Raw genomic sequence first — 15,694 nt, forward strand, 5'->3', positions numbered from 1 at the left:
CTAGCTCTACCGCAACTGCAACAGGCCCGCAATCGCGGGCCTTGTTTTAAATCGACTTGGCTAACCTAAAACTAAGACGATTAACGTTGGCAGCGCTTACAATACACTGTGCTGCGCCCGCCCAAACGGATTTCCGTCAATTCGCTTTGACATTCGACACAAGGCTGGCCCTTACGGCCATAAACCAACAATTGCTGAGCAAAATAACCCGGTTTGCCATCGCTTTGAGCAAAATCCTTTAAGGTGGTACCGCCTTGCTCTATGGCTGCCGCCAAGGTTTCCTTGATGATCGGCGTCAATTTTTGATAGCGCGCTAAACTCACCTTCCCAGCTTCACGCTTGGGGTTAATTCCGGCCTTAAACAGGGACTCGTTGGCGTAAATATTACCGACCCCAACCACCACATGATTATCCATCAGAAACTGCTTAATAGGCTGCTTCTTATTACGCGACTTGGTAAACAACCAGTTGGCATCAAAGTCTTCGGTCAGCGGCTCGGGACCAAGTTTACTAAACACCGAATGCAGGCTGTCGAGCTCCTGCCACAGACAGGCACCAAAGCGGCGGGAATCGTTCAACCTTAAACTCAGGCCATTATCGAACTCAAACACCACATGGTCATGCTTTTTAAGCGGTTCGTTTATGGGCACCACCCGTAAATGGCCAGACATGCCTAAATGCAGGATCACCGCCCCTTCGTCTGTGTGCAGCAACAGATATTTGGCACGACGGGTCACGGATTCAATGATTTTGCCGCCCAGTTCATACACTTGCTCACTTACCGGCCAGCGCAACTGCCCTTGGTGAACACTTACTTTAGTTATGGTGTGGCCTTCAACATGAGGCGCTATGCCCAAACGGCTTACCTCGACCTCTGGAAGTTCAGGCATACTAATTTACCCTTTTAAATGTAAAAATAACCGTTGCGCTTGTGCCTGTGTAAGCCTAAGCCAACGCTGTTGATGTTTATCAAAAAGCTGATACTGCTGGGCATCCTTATAGAGCACAAAAACCCAGGGCTGAGTCTCTCCGGCAAGACTCAGGGTTGCCACTAATAACGGCTCGGCGTTACTTTGCGCTCCTATTTCGGCCTGCATACTCTGCCAGGCCTGAATCCGCGTTGCCAGCTCCGCGACATTAGCATTTTCAGCGTCAGCCTCGGGCATCCCCTGAATGCGCCAGCCGCTACCGATGCGCTCAATACGCACGCCAGGGTATTCCAAAGCGAGAATATAGCTTTGCTCGGGCAGCAGGGGTTGTGGCCCTTCGGGCTCGCTATTGCCGCCAAGTTTATGATGCAACCCATTGAATACAAAGATCATTATCAACATGGAAAAAATAAGTAGATTATTCCATGCCTTGCGCGATAACTTGATAACCGCCATTGCAGGTCCCTAGTTAATATCTTGGCCCTCAGTGTAACCAAAAAGTCGCCTTCAATCAGCCCATTTGCCGCTACCCCAGTGCGGTTAATTATTGTTACAATAGGGGCAAAGTATTTTGGAGAGTCACAATGGCCATGTATGTAGTGGGACACAAGATCCCTGATTCTGATTCTATCTGCGGTGCAATTGCACTGGCGTACCTTAAAAACCAAATCGGTGAAGAAGCGATCCCGACCCGTTTAGGTGAAGTATCACCGGAAACTCAGTTTATCCTTGACCGTTTCGGCTTCGAAGCCCCAGAGCTAAAAATGAGCTATGCCGGTGAAGATGTGTATATCGTTGACCACACTGAAAAAACTCAGGCTCCTGATGATATCGACCAGGCTCGCGTCGTTGGTGTGGTAGACCACCATAAACTTGGCGATCTGACTACTTCAACTCCTCTTGAGTGCTGGATCCGCCCGGTTGGTTGTTCAAACACCATTATCAAAATGATGTATGACTTCTACAACGTCGAAATCCCTAAAGGCATCGCCGGTTTGATGATGTGCGCCATCCTGAGCGACACGGTGATTTTCAAGTCGCCAACCTGTACCACGGCCGATATCAAATGCGTTGAAGCCCTGGCAGAAATCGCTGGTATCGACGATGCCAAAGAGCTGGGCATGGAAATGTTCAAGGTAAAATCTGCCGTTGAAGGCACTCCGGCACGCGACCTGGTTATGCGTGATTTCAAAGACTTCAATATGAATGGTAACCTGGTTGGTATCGGTCAGTTGGAAGTGATCGACCTGGCCGTATTCGACGATATCAAGGCCGATCTGGAAGCGGATATCGCCAAGCTGAAAGAAGAAGGCAATCGTCACAGCGTATTATTGCTACTAACCGACATCATGAAGGAAGGCTCACAAATGCTGATCGCCTCCGATGATGAGGGCTTAGTGGCCAAAGCCTATGGCGCCGAGATCAGCGACTCAAAAGTATGGCTAGACGGCGTATTGAGTCGTAAAAAGCAAGTCGTGCCGCCACTGCAAGAAGCATTCGCAGGCTAAAGCCCGACCTAGATTGCTCTAATACCGCCTTTCTGGGCGGCAAAAAAGCCAAGCATCGCTTGGCTTTTTTATTTTCCACAGCAGTCACAGTCCGGGTCTTTAGGCAGTTTAAACTGTTTTTGCCCTAGGGTATGAGCATTATAACTGTGCACTACTCCCGTCTCACCGGTCCCAAGAATACACTGAATAGCCAGCAAGGCCTGCTGCGCCCCAATAATGCCAAGTAAAGGCGCTATCACCCCCTGAGTCGCGCAATTATCACTGGGGTTATCTTCGCGCTCGGGAAAGACACATTCATAGCAAGGGGATGCCGCGCGGCGAAAGTCAAAATAGGCCAGATGCGCATTAAAGCCAGAAGCCGCGGCACTTACCAATGGCTTCTTCTGAGCATAGCAGCTGCGATTAACTGCGTAGCGGGTGGCAAAATTATCGCTGCAGTCCAACACCAGATCGCTGTCGTTTACCAGCTCATCCAAATTGTTGGCATCGGCGCGTGTCACGATCGCTTCTACTGCAATCTCATTGTTTAGGCTCGCCAGTACCTTGGCCGCCGCTTTGGCCTTGGGCTGACCTAGATGATTGACCTTAAAAAGGACCTGACGCTGCAGATTACTGAGCTCTACCAGATCATCATCCATCAGCCGTAGGCGACCAATACCGCTGCTGGCCAGATACATCAGCGCCGGGCTGCCCAAACCGCCACAGCCGACTACCAGCAGAGTGGCGTTTTTTAGCCGCAACTGGGCATCCATGCCAAAACCATCCAACATCAGCTGGCGAGAGTAGCGGATCTGCTCTTTAGCGCTTAACTCTTCAACACTCACCAGGTGCTCCACTCATAACCTGCTGCAGTTCTTCAATGGCCGCTTGCGGGTCCGCCGCTTCGGTAATGGCGCGCACTACGGCAATGCTGCCAACGCCGGTTTCCACCACCTCGGCCATGCGCATCAGATCAATGCCACCTATCGCCACACAGGGATAATGCGGCTGCATCAGGGGCACAAAATGGCGCAGCTTTTCCAGGCCCTGTATTTGCCCGCTCATATCCTTAGTGGTAGTCGGGTAGATGGCACCAAAGGCCATATAGCTGGGACGATAATTGTGCGCCAGCAGCATTTCATAGAAGCCATGGGTGGATAAGCCCAACCGCATGCCGGCATCTTGAATAGCCTTTAGGTTGGCGGTGTGTAAGTCTTCCTGGCCCAGGTGCACGCCATAGGCGCCATGTTTAAGCGCCAACCGCCAGTGGTCATTAATAAAGACCTGTGCCCGATGGACTTTGCCTAACTCAATGGCGCGGAGAATATCCTGCTCCAGATTGCTGGCGTGAACGTCTTTGATACGCAGTTGCACGGTTTTAATGCCGTTTTGCAAACACAGTTCCAACCAATCCAAGGAATCCACCACGGCATAGAGCCCAAGACGCTCAGGGCAAGGAGCGAAGCCGGCGGCATAATTAAAATCACTGTCACAATCGAAATCCAAGGCATCGCCCAACCAACTACCCGGCTCGATCACCTGGGGGAAGTCGGCCAAATTCACCGGGAACTGGGTATGAGCAACCGGGCCAACGCCCTCGCCATAACGCCCAGCAGCTTTTAACCCTGCATTGATATAGGCCTTACCAAGGATAAAGGCATCTTTAAGGGGATACCCCTTGGCCAGGCAGGATGCCAGCACCGAGGACAAAGTACAGCCGGTGCCATGGGTATGGGGCGTGACAACGCTCTCATTTCCCAGCCAGTACTCCTGCTCGCCGTGGCGGCAAAAATCAACGCAGTAACCTTGCGGATAATCCCAGTGTCCGCCCTTAATAATCACCGCTTTAACGCCCCACTCTTGCAGGCGTTTGGCGGCATCACGCAGGGCATCCGGCCCTATCAGGTACACCCCGGTAAGCATTTGCGTTTCGTGCACATTGGGGGTGATCACATCCACCAGCGGTAACAGATGCGTTTTTATGGCGTCGGCAATCTCGCTTTGCGCGTCTTCCTCAATCAGACTATCGCCGCTGCTGGCAATGGCCACCGGGTCGTAGACAACCTGGGGCGGCGTCTCCCAATTGTCGCGGTAATACTGTAAGTGCTCGGCAACCAACTGAATTTGCTGGACATTGGCAAGCATGCCTATTTTTATCGCCCGAGGGCGCAGGTCATGGGCCAGGGCCTGTAATTGTGACTCGATAACCGCCAAATCCACCGGGTTCAGTGCCTCAACGGCAACGCTGTTTTGCGCCGTCAGCGCCGTGACAACGCTACAGCCATGTACGCCAAAGCTGCGCATGGCCTGTAAATCGGCTTGAATACCGGCACCGCCGCCGCTATCCGAACCGGCAATTGTCCAAACTATTTCGCTCATACTGCTCTCACTCGTTAAACTGGTGCCATACTGGCATACCCAGGGTCGGTGTTGAAGGCACGGCGGTGGATTTTACTGCCATGGGACCGGCCAAATAGCTTTGTCTGCCGGCCAAGGTGGCATTGGCAAAGGCCTTAGCCATCAAGACCGGATCATTGGCCCCGGCGATGGCTGAGTTTAACAACACCGCATCGGCACCCAGCTCCATGGCCTGACAGGCATGCGACGGCACACCCAGCCCGGCATCGACAATCAAGGTGACATGGGGCAGGCGCTCGCGAATACTTTGCAAGGCATAAGGGTTAAGAATCCCCTTGCCCGTGCCTATGGGCGCCGCCCAGGGCATGATCACTTCACAGCCCAGAGCCGCCAAGCGCTGGCAAATCACCAGATCATCGGTGCAATAGGGCAAGACCTTAAAGCCCCTGGCCAGCAATTGCTCGGCGGCATCAAGCAAGGCCACCGGATCCGGCTGCAGGTTATAGTCATCGCCAATAAGCTCGAGCTTAATCCAGTCGGTGGCGAAGACCTCACGACACATCTGTGCCAGGGTCAGGACCTCTTGCACGCTGTGGCAGCCCGCGGTGTTGGGCAACACGGTCAAGCCAGTGTCCTTAATGAGCTGCCAAAAATCATCACCACCAGCACGAGAGTTTTGCCTCCTAAGCGACACAGTAACTATTTCACTGTCACTGGCAAGAATCGCCTCATGCATGCACTTGGGTGACGGATAAAGTGCCGAGCCTATGAGTAAACGGCTACTAAACTCCTGGCCGTAAATAGTCAGTTTATCGCTCATCTAACCCCCTTGTATGGGTGACAGAATATCCAGCCGGTCGCCGTCTTGCAGCGCAAGGTGCTGATATTGCCCCTGGGCCACAAATTGGCCATTGACGGCCAAGGCAAAGGGAGGCTTGGCACCAAAGGTAACCAGGGCCTGCTCTGCGCTGGCCTTTTCCGGCACCTCAAAGGCGCTGTCATTAATAAAAATCTGCATAATTCATTACCTTAAAATGCGGTATTAAACTCGGTCAAAGCCGAGCGCACCACGGCGGGAGCCAGCATATAACCGTGGCGGTACAAGCCGTTGATACTGATCACCTTGCCCTGACGACTGACGCTGGGGCGGTTATCCATCAGTGCTGGACGCAAGCCCACCTGCAAGGCCTCAATATGAGCCTCGGCAAAACCACTGTGTACGCTAAACGCGGCACTCAATAGCTCCAAACCACTGCGCACCGTGACTGGGCGCTGATCCTGAGATTCGATTTCCGTGGCACCTATGACATAACGATTGCCCGGTTTCGGAGCAATATAAATGGGGTAACGCGGATGCATCAGGCGCACCGGGCGCTGCAGGAAAACCTCGGGAGCCACTACCCGAGCCACCTCGCCTCGGACACCACGCAAGGGCAGATCGCCCTTGGCGCCCATGCCGCGACAATCAAGCACCGCCAGATAGTCCTGCTGGGCCAGCTCCAGCGGCTGCACCTGGGTATGAAAGTGAAAACGCACTCCGGCATTTTTTAAACGCGCATAGCTATGGTGGAAAAAGCCGAGGTTATCTAACTGCCCCTCACTGGGCAGGTAAAGCCCGCCGCCAAAACGCCCCGCCAGCTCCGGCTCCAACTGGCGCAGGCGCGCCGCGCTTAACTGCTCCGGCGCATAACCGGCCAAGGGCTTCAGCTGCTTTTGAAAATGCGCCATCGCACCCTGATCCTGGGCATGGGCGACAACCACAGTGCCTTGGCGCTGAAAATGCACCTGAGTGTCGAGCAGCGCCAGCAATTGCGGCCATATCGCCAGAGACTCCAGCCCCTGCTCGGCCAAATCCTGCTCGCACAGCACCGACTCGGCCAAGGGCGCGAGCATGGCGGCGGCCACCGGACCCGCACTGCCACTGCCCTCGGCGTCACCACTGTCAAAGACTTCGAGCTGATAATGCTTGGCCAGCAAGAGTGCGGCCACCCGACCGCACAAGCCAAAGCCCACTATGGCTATTTTTCTACCCATTAATAGGCCTTGTGGTAAAGCTCGCTGCCGGCGGCCTTAAACTCCGCAGACTTGGCCTTCATCTCAGACTCCACATCAACCATGCGAATGCTGATTTCCTCGCCCAAATTATTCGGGTCTATGCCCTTGGCTTCTAAGTCTTTGGCATAGTCACGCACTTCCTGGGTGATCTTCATGGAGCAGAATTTAGGTCCGCACATGGAGCAAAAATGCGCCACCTTGCCCGATTCCTGCGGCAGGGTTTCGTCGTGGTATTCACGGGCACGATCCGGGTCGAGACCCAGGTTGAATTGATCCAACCAGCGGAACTCAAAGCGCGCCTTAGACAGGGCGTTATCGCGTTCTTGGGCGCCAGGATGCCCCTTGGCCAAGTCCGCCGCGTGGGCGGCTATCTTGTAAGTGATCAACCCTTCTTTTACGTCTTCCTTATTGGGCAGGCCCAGATGCTCTTTTGGCGTCACGTAGCAAAGCATGGCACAGCCGTACCAGGCGATTTGCGCCGCACCGATACCCGAGGTGAAATGGTCATAACCTGGGGCGATATCCGTGGTCAGCGGCCCCAAAGTATAGAATGGCGCCTCGCCACAATGTTCCAGCTGCTCGTCCATATTGGCCTTGATCATATGCATGGGTACATGACCCGGGCCCTCAATAAACACCTGCACATCGTGCTTCCAGGCAATTTTTGTCAGCTCGCCCAGAGTGCGCAACTCGCTAAATTGAGCTTCGTCATTGGCATCGGCGATCGAGCCTGGACGCAGACCATCGCCCAGGGAGAAGCAAATATCGTACTGCTTGAGGATTTCACAGATCTCTTCGAAGTGGGTGTAGAGGAAGTTTTCCTTATGATGCGCCAGACACCATTTCGCCATAATAGAGCCACCGCGCGAGACGATGCCGGTTACCCGCTTGGCGGTCATGGGCACATAACGCAGCAGCACACCGGCATGGATGGTGAAGTAATCCACCCCCTGCTCCGCTTGCTCAATTAGGGTATCGCGGAAGATTTCCCAGGTCAGGTCCTCGGCCACCCCGTTGACCTTTTCCAGCGCCTGATAAATGGGCACTGTGCCTACCGGTACCGGTGAATTACGAATCACCCACTCGCGGGTTTCGTGAATATAACGACCGGTGGATAGATCCATTATTGTGTCAGCACCCCAGCGCGTCGACCATACGGTTTTTTCTACCTCTTCCTCGATGGACGAGGTCACCGAGGAATTACCGATATTGGCGTTGACCTTTACCAGGAAGTTACGGCCAATGATCATCGGCTCGGATTCCGGGTGGTTTATATTGTTAGGGATCACCGCGCGGCCACGGGCAACCTCGTCGCGTACAAACTCAGGCGTAATAAACTCGGGAATGCTGGCACCAAAAGACTGGCCTGGGTGCTGTTCCTTAAGTAACTGCTCACGTACCTCGGCACGACCCATGTTTTCGCGAATGGCGATGTATTCCATTTCCGGGGTAATAATGCCCTGACGCGCATAATGCATTTGCGTCACATTTTGACCCGCTTTGGCACGGCGGATCTGGGGCAAGTGCTCAAAGCGAATATGATCCAGGCCTTCATCGGCCATACGTTGCTGGGCAAACTGTGAACTTTTGCTCTCTAGCAACTCGGTGTCGTCACGCCCTTCTATCCAGGCCTGACGAAACTTAGGCAGACCCTTGCGTACATTAAGCTCAAAGTCGGGATCCGTGTATGGGCCCGAGGTGTCGTAGACGCGGATAGGGGCATTTTTTTCATAGACGGGGTTGTCTTCGGTGCCACCGACAAAGCTGTCGCTCAGGGCAATCTCGCGCATGCCCACGCGCACGCCGGGCAAGGTGCCTTCAACATAGACTTTTTGCGAATTTGGAAAGGGTTGACCGGTAAGGTTATGAATATAGTGCGACGCCGCTTCGCGGTTTTGACGACGACTTGGTTTGTTCGATTCTGACATGACGCTTCTCATTAATTGGTTGAGTGTGTCTTGTCTGGAGGTGCAAAGACCTTGCAGGTCTGTGCCTTTGGTCCGTGCGCGTACGCGCCGCTTAGGCTGGGCCGAACTTGTGCCAAGTTAGCACAAGCGTGCCGAGGCAAGCTTGTTCCCTACGCAGGTATGAGCCTGATCAGGTTAACGGATCCCGCAATTGCGATCTCAGCCCCTTGATACCTAATGGTAAGTTAGGGCACTCCGACAAGTGTTCGCCGCGCAGTCTAGCCCAGAAACTCACTGCTGCGCAAGCCAGCGATCGAGATGATTGGCAAATTGTTGTTTATCCTGGGCACTCAACGGCGCCTGACCACCGGTTTGAATACCGCTGCTGCGCAGGGTATCCATAAAGTCGCGCATATTCAGCCGTGACTTGATGTTTTCCTTGGTGTAGAGCTCGCCGCGGGTATTCAGTGCCAGTGCGCCCTTATCGATTACTTCCGAAGCCAAGGGAATATCACTGGTGATCACCAGCTCACCGCTTTGCACCTGCTTCACAATTTCGTTATCGGCCACATCAAAGCCCGGCATCACCTGCTGCATGCGTAAATATTCCGAAGCCGGTAGGCGAATATATTGATTAGCAACAAATACCGTCTTGGTTTTGGTGCGCATAGCGGCGCGGCAGATTATCTCGCGAATGGCCACGGGGCAGGCATCGGCATCAACCCAAATACTCATAGTCTTTAATCTAGAAAGTGAAAACGCCAGTATACGCGGGGTTAGACCGAAGAAAAACCGCCAAGGTGCGATTCAACGGCAATAACGGACGGCTTATCGAATTTAGTCGCGCTGCAAATTTAAGCGCTTACAATGGGCAAAAAACGATACAGGAATGACATGTTATGAAACCTGCACTGACGGTACTTAGCGCTGCGCTGCTAGCGACGCTTGGCACCCAAGTTTATGCCCAAGAGGCACTCGAGTTTAGCGATGTCTTTGACTTTAAATACCCCAAAGCCACAGTGTTGGGTGAGCAAGGCAAAGTCCTGGCCTTTAGCGCTACCCCCTATCGCGGCGACGCCCAGGGTCTGGTGTATGACCTTGAGAGCAACACCTTGCTTGCCAGCGTTGAGCGCGGCACCCAGGCCAGCATCAATAAAAACAGCCAGTGGGCGGCGTTTTTACAAGCTCCTTCCCTGTTAGAGAAAGAAACCGCCGATAAAAAAGCCAAGAAAAAACTAAAAAACACACTCGTACTGGTCAATACCCAAAGCGGTGAGCAACAAGAGTTTGCCGCCGTTAAAGACTATCAAATCTCCGATGATGGTCGCTGGCTCGCTTATCGTCATGAGCAAGAAGAAAACAAAGCAGACGATAAAGGCGAAGAAACTGAGGCGGCAGCAAACGGTGCCGAGAGCTCAGGCAAGACCGAAGAAGCCATTAAGGCCGATAAAAAAGACAAAGTACTAGAACTGGTTGTGGTGGACTTGAGCTCGGGTGCCAGCAGCAGCTATGACGCGGTGTTGAAATTTGCCTTTAGCCACACAGGCGCTGGCTTGCTGTTTAACACGCAAAGCAAAGACGGCAGCGAAAACGAGATCAGTTACCTCGACTTAAACAGCGGCCAACGCCATGTGCTTATCGATGAGCCGGGTGTGACCTTAAGCACCATCGACTGGCATCCAATACAAAATCTGGTGGCCTTTAACGTCGGCAACTATGTGAATGATGACCAGCGTCGCCGCGACTATCGCACCATGCTTTGGCATGTTGAGCAAAACAAATTACAGGACCTGGATAGCCAATGGCAGGCGGGTAAAAAAGGCACGTTGAGCTGGTCTGAAGATGGCGAGCGCTTGTATTTCACCGCCCGTCCTACCCTTGCCGCCAAACCCAAAGAGCTAAAATACCAGGACGCCGAGTCACTGCGTGATTACGACACCATCATGGCGCAGGCCAAGCTCAACCTATGGCACCATCAAGACGATGAAATCAAACCTCGTGAAGAGCAACAATGGGGTGAAGAGAACAAACACCGTCATTATCAGGCGGTGTATCACCTTGATGGCAATAAGGTGGTGCAGCTCGCGGATGCCCAGGTTCCCGAGCTCAACCTGAATAAAAAGGCCGATCACCTGCTTGGATACAACAATCAGGATTACCTCGCACAAATCACCTACAAGGGCTTTTACAGCGACTACTATGCGGTCGATGTGTTAACCGGTAACAAGCAACTGATCGTGGCCGAGCACCCCCATCGCCCCAGCCTGTCACCCTCGGGCAAGCATGCGGTCTTCTTTGACAAGGGCGTCTGGCAATTAAAAGACCTGGGCAGCAACAAGGTTCGCCCCTTAAGCAAGGCCATTAATGCCATCTTTGCCGATGACCAACACGACTACCCGTCTCCCGTCAGCGATTATGGTGTCGCCGGCTGGTACCGGGACGGCACCAAGGTGTTAATTAACTCCAAGCATGATATTTGGGCGTTTGATACCCGCAGCGGGGAAGCCCAGGCACTGACCCAGGGCAAGGCCAACAACAAACAATATCGCGTGATTAACCTCGACAGTGACAAGCTCGGGTTTAATCCAGATGAAAGCCTGTTGCTGCGCGTATTTGATTTAAAAGACAAGCAAGCGGGTGTGGCCCAGCTCAACCTGGCGGATAAGTCTTTAGTTACCTTGCTCGACGGCGAAGCCCGTTATGATCTGGTGAAAAAAGCCAAATATGCGGATAAGTATTTATTTACGCAACAAAGCTACTCGCAATTTCCGGATTTTTGGCAGGCGGATAAAAACCTGACTAACGCCAGGCAAGTCACAGACCTTAACCCGCAAATCGACCAGTTTAAATGGGGCCAAAAACCCGAACTGGTAAGTTATAAGGGTTATGATGGTGAAGATCTTCAGGGTGTACTGATTAAGCCGGCCGACTATGTCGAGGGCCAAAAAGTACCGGTAGTGATCTACTTCTACCGCTATATGAGTCAGCGCCGCTTCGACTTCCCGAAGATGGAGCTGAATCACAGACCCAACTTCCCCATGTTTACCTCGAATGGTTATGCCATCTTCTTGCCGGATATTCGCTTTGAAGTGGGTCACCCGGGACCCTCGTCGACTCAAACCATGATCAACGCGGCACAAAAGCTTATTGATATGGGCGTTGCCGACCCGGATGCCATCGGCTTGCAGGGCCACTCCTGGGCCGGCTATCAGAGTGCCTTTATGGTCACGCAAACGGATATGTTTAAGGCCGTGGTGTCCGGCGCTCCGGTTTCCAACATGACCTCGGCCTACAGCGGCATACGTTTGAAATCGGGTCTGGCTCGCCAGTTCCAGTATGAAACGGGTCAAAGCCGTATCGGCAAGCCCTTGTATGAAGCCCCTGAGCTTTACATTGAGAACTCACCGGTGTTTTTCGCCGACAAGGTGAACACCCCTATTATGGTGATGTTTGGTAATAAAGACGGTGCCGTGCCCTGGCAGGAAGGCATTCAGTACTACCTGGCACTGCGCCGTGCAGGTAAGGATGTGATCTTCTTGGAATACGAAGGTGAGCCTCATCACCTCAAGCAATTCCCGAATCAGGTCGACTTCTCGATTCGCATGATGCAGTACTTTGACCACCACCTTAAAGGTGCAGCGGCGCCACAGTGGATGCAAGAAGGGATTCCTTTTAGTGAGGAGTAACAACGACAAAAGGCAAACCTAAGGTTTGCCTTTTGTCTTTTAAGCACATTAAATAACGGCTAGCCTTTTTTATTGAGGGTATGTTTTGCGCGTTTAATACCGGCCTCTAAAAACATGGTATAGGCCCGTTGTTGTAATTCATCACCTTGAGGCTGATAGTGCTTGGGAAACTCCGCAACCAAGGTAGCCACATCGGCACTTGGGTTGGCCTTAACATGAGCCACTATGGCCTCAAGCCAAACCTTAGGCTTTGTTAAATCGGACGTTACAAGGACACTGCCATGACCCGGCAGCACCTGAGTCACGGGTAATTGTGATAACTCCTCCAAGGCCATCAGCCAGGCCTGATAATTGGCCTCGCCCGGATAGGGCAGAGTATCGACCATATCAGCGCCAACCAGCAACTTATCGGCCCATACCAATACGGCAATATCACCCTGGGTGTGCGCGGCAAAAGGCAGTAGCTCGACTTTCAACTTACCAAGGTCCAGCTCGGTTGGTTGGCTTATCGCCTTGCCGGGGGATGAAAAGCGCAGCGCCTGCCACTGTTTAAAGCGCGTCTGGGCCCGCGCTATCTTTTCCCGCCAGGGTTGTTGCTCCAGCTCTGACAAGCTTTCCATGCGCTGTTGGCTCAAGGCCAGACTTTTGGCAAAGCCATCCAAACGCTCGTTTAACTGCTCATGGGCCAGGTGGAAATTCTCACCAAGGGATTGGTGCACTATAAGCTGCGCATCGGGAAAATGCTTTTGTACCATGGCTAAACCAAGCAAGTGGTCATCATGGGCATGGGAGGCCAGCATATAACACAAGGGGACGCGCAGTTGCTCTTTTAGGTGTGCAATAAATACTTCCGTTTGCGTAAACTCCCCCGGAGCATCGACCAGCAGCGCACACTGCTCCCCTTGGATCAGCACCTGGTTGGAATCATAAAAGCGCAACTTAGCGGGCTGCTCAATAAAGTCCACATGCTCGCTGACCGTTTGCCAGCTCTGCTGAGCTTGCAGGCCGGTCGCACTCAGACATAAAACAAGGGCACTTAGGCATTGACGGTATTGACGCATAATTGAGTCTCCGTAAAAAAGGCGCTTTAGGGCGCCTTAATCTTCTTGCTGCAAGGCAGCCTCAAGCTTATTGCATAGGGCGTGCTGCTGCACAGACTGCTGATGTAACTGCGCCTTCGCCTCGAGCAGTTCATGCGACAAGGTCAGCGCCACTAGCAGCAGGGCCTTGTCATCATTTCTTATTGACGAGCGCGCACGCACTCGCTCTACGTTAGCATTTAAGTTTTCGGCCGCAGCAAGCAGCGCCTGCTCTTGCCCCTCGGGACAAGCAAACTGATGCTCTTTACCGAGCAGGTTTACCTTTACGCTGTGCCCTTTGTCACTCATTAGCTCGCCGCTTGCAGTTTCTCTAGTAGCGACGTTAATGTGGTGCTGGTTTCTTTTTGTTTTTCTTCGCTTTCAAGTACTTCCAGCTGCAAGGTTTCATTTTCATCTTGTAGCTTGGCATTACTGTCGCGCAACGCCGTTACCTCTTGGTTGAGCTCAGCATTGCGGGCAATTAGTTTATCGACCAGTTGTTCGAGTTGGGAAAGGGTTTCTTGATTCATAAATGCGCTCTTTAAACTGTTGATTAGAGTGTGCAAATGTAAAGCAATATGCCCAGGGATGCTAGGGGTTACACGCTAATTCCTGTAAATTTTTCCAGTGTTAACAGCGGGTTCATTTTCAGGCGCCTTAAGTTCAGCATTCGTTTAAGTTGTTAGCATGTTTTTTGTACACAGCGGCCTTGAGGGCAGCGTAAATGACAGTCGGCTGTTTATCGCCGGCAATAAAGAGTAAAATAGCGCCGCAACTTTTTGGTCTGGATTATTTATGCTCAGTTATCGTCACTCCTTCCACGCTGGCAACCCGGCGGATGTCATTAAGCACCTGGTGCTGGCTCAAACCCTTATGCACATGGTGAAAAAAGACAAACCCTTTGATTATATCGACACCCATTCGGGAGCGGGCTTTTTTGCCCTCGATAATGCCGATATGCAGAAAACCAAGGAGTACGCCGACGGTATTGCCAAGCTCTGGAACTATCAGGGTGAAGTAGAAGCGCTAAACGACTATGTGGCTTTAATTAAGAGCATGAACCAAAGCGCGGCGTTAGCGCACTACCCCGGCTCACCCAAGGTGGCCGAGCATTACCTACGCAAACAAGATAAGGGCTGGTTTTTTGAGTTGCATCCACAAGACTTGGCCCTGCTTGAGAAAAATATGGCCGGTAAGCGCTCACTGCGGGTTAAAGGTGAAGATGGCTTTAAGGGTCTGCAAGGGCTGGTGCCGCCCGTTTCTCGTCGCGCCTGCGTGCTGATGGATCCACCTTACGAAATCAAAAGCGACTATGACAAGGCCGTCGACAGCCTCATAAAGGCCCATAAACGCTTTAGCACCGGCACCTACCTGCTTTGGTACCCTGTGGTAGAGCGCGAGCGCATCGAACGTATCGAGCAACGCTTAACACAAAGCGGCATTAAGAATATTCAGCTGTTTGAGTTGGCTACCAGTGCAGATACCGACACCCATGGCATGACCGCCTCGGGCATGATAGCGATCAACCCGCCTTACACCCTGATGCAGACCATGGAGCAGGTTTTGCCAGAGCTGGTTAGCCTGTTGAGCGACAGCAGCGGCTTTTACCGCGCTATCCAACTAGTAGAGGAATAGCGACAGGTTCAAACAGCAGTCCTTAACCTCAGTCTACAAGTAGCGGGAATTCCAGAAGGGGTATTCCCCAAGGCTGGGGGCTAGGTGTTTTCGCAGCGGGTTAGCGGCGATGTAACGGGCTATTTGCAAACGGTCGTCTTTAGCCGTTAGCTGACGTTCAAAATAACCAGGTTGCCACACTTTTCCTTTGCGCATTAAAAGTCGGTTTATATCTGCGGCAACGGCTCCCTTTAACCGCCCAATCGCCTCATGCAGGTTATCCTTTTCTAACCGTAATAAACCATGGAAATGATCCGGCATTAACACCCAGGTAAGCCACTCACAGCGACAGCCCAACTCATGCTGTTGTAAGTGCCAACAAAATAACGTTGCCAGTTCAAAACGCTGAAAGAATGGAATGCGTTGATAACAATTGATGGTAATAAAGTACTCGCCACTACGGCGACTGCCTTTTCCTTGGTGCAGGTCATTTACACTCATATCCAACTCCTTTGCATATAAGATTATTAAATGTAGTACACAACTAAGCCCGTTGAAGCCAATAAGGGTTAAAGGCCG

16 protein-coding genes and 1 riboswitch are annotated in these 15,694 nt (G+C 52.4%); of the genes, 3 read left to right on the forward strand and 13 right to left on the reverse strand.

What is annotated here, in order from left to right; all coding sequences use genetic code 11:
• Positions 1-80: 80 nt before the first annotated feature.
• Together mutM and C2M29_RS00635 are read right to left on the reverse strand one after the other, a co-directional pair.
• Positions 81-890 carry a bifunctional DNA-formamidopyrimidine glycosylase/DNA-(apurinic or apyrimidinic site) lyase gene (gene mutM / locus C2M29_RS00630; protein ID WP_105187878.1) on the reverse strand — a complete coding sequence of 270 codons (810 nt, stop codon included), beginning with the start codon at positions 888-890 and terminating at the stop codon, positions 81-83.
• A gap of 6 nt (positions 891-896) precedes the next feature.
• Positions 897-1,385, reverse strand: coding sequence for a hypothetical protein (locus C2M29_RS00635; protein WP_233998318.1), 489 nt, complete (start codon positions 1,383-1,385; stop codon positions 897-899).
• Between the two features lie 128 nt (positions 1,386-1,513).
• Between C2M29_RS00635 and C2M29_RS00640 the strand changes: the two genes are divergently transcribed.
• Positions 1,514-2,437, forward strand: coding sequence for a manganese-dependent inorganic pyrophosphatase (locus tag C2M29_RS00640; RefSeq protein WP_105187879.1), 924 nt, complete (start codon positions 1,514-1,516; stop codon positions 2,435-2,437).
• Between the two features lie 68 nt (positions 2,438-2,505).
• Here C2M29_RS00640 and C2M29_RS00645 read toward each other — a convergent pair whose 3' ends face one another.
• The 7 genes from C2M29_RS00645 to C2M29_RS00675 form a co-directional block, all read right to left on the reverse strand.
• A complete protein-coding gene (locus C2M29_RS00645) occupies positions 2,506-3,261 on the reverse strand; it encodes a HesA/MoeB/ThiF family protein (RefSeq protein ID WP_267894140.1) in 756 nt (251 codons plus the stop codon).
• The gene (gene thiE, locus C2M29_RS00650; RefSeq protein ID WP_105187880.1) at positions 3,251-4,795 is read right to left on the reverse strand and encodes a thiamine phosphate synthase; all 1,545 of its coding nucleotides are present in this window, start codon (positions 4,793-4,795) and stop codon (positions 3,251-3,253) included. Before thiE ends, C2M29_RS00645 begins: the two co-directional genes overlap by 11 nt.
• 7 nt (positions 4,796-4,802) lie before the next feature.
• On the reverse strand, positions 4,803-5,594 hold the full coding sequence (locus tag C2M29_RS00655) for a thiazole synthase (RefSeq protein WP_105187881.1): 792 nt from the start codon (positions 5,592-5,594) through the stop codon (positions 4,803-4,805).
• Positions 5,595-5,792, reverse strand: a complete 198-nt coding sequence (thiS, locus tag C2M29_RS00660; RefSeq protein WP_105187882.1) for a sulfur carrier protein ThiS — start codon at positions 5,790-5,792, stop codon at positions 5,595-5,597.
• 11 nt (positions 5,793-5,803) lie between these two features.
• A complete protein-coding gene (locus C2M29_RS00665; protein WP_105187883.1) occupies positions 5,804-6,808 on the reverse strand; it encodes an FAD-dependent oxidoreductase in 1,005 nt (334 codons plus the stop codon).
• Complete coding sequence (gene thiC, locus C2M29_RS00670) at positions 6,808-8,757, reverse strand: phosphomethylpyrimidine synthase ThiC (RefSeq protein ID WP_199774840.1); 1,950 nt, start codon at positions 8,755-8,757, stop codon at positions 6,808-6,810. Before thiC ends, C2M29_RS00665 begins: the two co-directional genes overlap by 1 nt.
• A 129-nt stretch (positions 8,758-8,886) precedes the next feature.
• Positions 8,887-9,004: riboswitch (TPP riboswitch) on the reverse strand.
• Between the two features lie 23 nt (positions 9,005-9,027).
• On the reverse strand, positions 9,028-9,471 hold the full coding sequence (locus C2M29_RS00675; RefSeq protein WP_105187885.1) for a YaiI/YqxD family protein: 444 nt from the start codon (positions 9,469-9,471) through the stop codon (positions 9,028-9,030).
• A 164-nt stretch (positions 9,472-9,635) separates the two neighbouring features.
• Between C2M29_RS00675 and C2M29_RS00680 the strand changes: the two genes are divergently transcribed.
• Positions 9,636-12,422 (forward strand): S9 family peptidase, encoded by a 2,787-nt coding sequence (locus C2M29_RS00680; RefSeq protein ID WP_105187886.1) that lies wholly within the window; start codon positions 9,636-9,638, stop codon positions 12,420-12,422.
• Positions 12,423-12,481: 59 nt separating this feature from the next.
• On the opposite strand, the gene C2M29_RS00685 is transcribed toward C2M29_RS00680, so the two are convergent.
• The 3 genes from C2M29_RS00685 to zapB are packed head-to-tail and all read right to left on the reverse strand — an operon-like array spanning position 12,482 to position 14,031.
• On the reverse strand, positions 12,482-13,483 hold the full coding sequence (locus C2M29_RS00685) for an MBL fold metallo-hydrolase (protein WP_105187887.1): 1,002 nt from the start codon (positions 13,481-13,483) through the stop codon (positions 12,482-12,484).
• 36 nt (positions 13,484-13,519) lie between these two features.
• Positions 13,520-13,810 (reverse strand): cell division protein ZapA, encoded by a 291-nt coding sequence (locus C2M29_RS00690; protein WP_105187888.1) that lies wholly within the window; start codon positions 13,808-13,810, stop codon positions 13,520-13,522.
• On the reverse strand, positions 13,810-14,031 hold the full coding sequence (zapB, locus tag C2M29_RS00695) for a cell division protein ZapB (protein ID WP_105187889.1): 222 nt from the start codon (positions 14,029-14,031) through the stop codon (positions 13,810-13,812). The genes C2M29_RS00690 and zapB overlap by 1 nt, the downstream gene beginning before the upstream one ends.
• Before the next feature lie 265 nt (positions 14,032-14,296).
• On the opposite strand from zapB, the gene C2M29_RS00700 reads away from it, so the two are divergent.
• A complete protein-coding gene (locus C2M29_RS00700; protein WP_105187890.1) occupies positions 14,297-15,136 on the forward strand; it encodes a 23S rRNA (adenine(2030)-N(6))-methyltransferase RlmJ in 840 nt (279 codons plus the stop codon).
• A gap of 33 nt (positions 15,137-15,169) precedes the next feature.
• On the opposite strand, the gene C2M29_RS00705 is transcribed toward C2M29_RS00700, so the two are convergent.
• On the reverse strand, positions 15,170-15,616 hold the full coding sequence (locus tag C2M29_RS00705) for an REP-associated tyrosine transposase (protein WP_105187891.1): 447 nt from the start codon (positions 15,614-15,616) through the stop codon (positions 15,170-15,172).
• Between the last annotated feature and the right edge of the window lie 78 nt (positions 15,617-15,694).

It is taken from the genome of Pseudoalteromonas sp. T1lg48, from assembly GCF_002964785.1.
GTDB lineage: Bacteria > Pseudomonadota > Gammaproteobacteria > Enterobacterales > Alteromonadaceae > Pseudoalteromonas.